The sequence below is a fragment of the Roseovarius sp. A-2 genome (assembly GCF_002072155.1).
Classification (GTDB): domain Bacteria; phylum Pseudomonadota; class Alphaproteobacteria; order Rhodobacterales; family Rhodobacteraceae; genus Roseovarius.
The window spans coordinates 1-723 of sequence record NZ_BDIY01000106.1 but is presented as its reverse complement, the minus strand read 5'-3'; the positions used below and the strand labels follow the sequence as shown (position 1 = coordinate 723).

Here is a 723-nt window from a genome sequence, read left to right as displayed (position 1 = left end):
ACAGGTCAAAAGCGTCCGATCTGGTCTGGCGGTAGGTGTTAGCTGGCATTCGGTAGCGGCGGGGGCGGAAAACGATATTGATCTGGTCGTGGGCGGCGAGGAACCTTTGAGCCTGGCGCGGGGACTTGAACCGACCCATCAGCTTCTCGCGTTTACGGGTCGGCCGGTGCGACCCTTCGATGCGATTGTTCAAGCCCTTGTGTGCCCTGTGGTCCGCGTTTGGGGGCAGGTCACGGATCGGCTTGATATAGCTGCGCAACTTGTCCGTGATCACAACGCGCGGATCCCCGAAACGGGCCATCCGCCGCTTCATGAAACGCCTTGCCGCTTTGGCGTTTCGCCGCGGTTGGACGAGAATGTCCAGAACGTCGCCGTTCGCGTCAACCGCCCGCCAGAGCCAGTATTTCACGCCTCCGATCGGCACGACAACTTCATCAAGGTGCCATTTGTCGGCCGCTGCCGGGCGGTCTCGTCTGACACAATCCGCAAAGTGGCCTCCAAACCGGTTCACCCAGAGCCGGATCGTTTCGCGGCTGACAATGACGCCACGCTCTGCCAGCAGGTCTTCGACATCCGACGTACTCAGCGCAAATCGATGATACGCCCATACCGCGTATGCGATAATCTCGCGCGGAAAACGGAAGCCTTTCAGGCGTGGCATATCGGATGGTATTTTCATCCCCGCCGCCTAATCGAAAACGAGACCTCGAACAACTTGGCAAT

1 protein-coding gene is annotated in these 723 nt (G+C 59.3%); it reads right to left on the bottom strand.

Features of this window, described 5'->3' with window-relative positions; all coding sequences use genetic code 11:
- A partial coding sequence (locus BHD06_RS22785) for an IS6 family transposase (protein WP_080459212.1) occupies positions 1 to 679 on the bottom strand: 679 nt, incomplete at its 3' end.
- Positions 680 to 723: the final 44 nt, after the last annotated feature.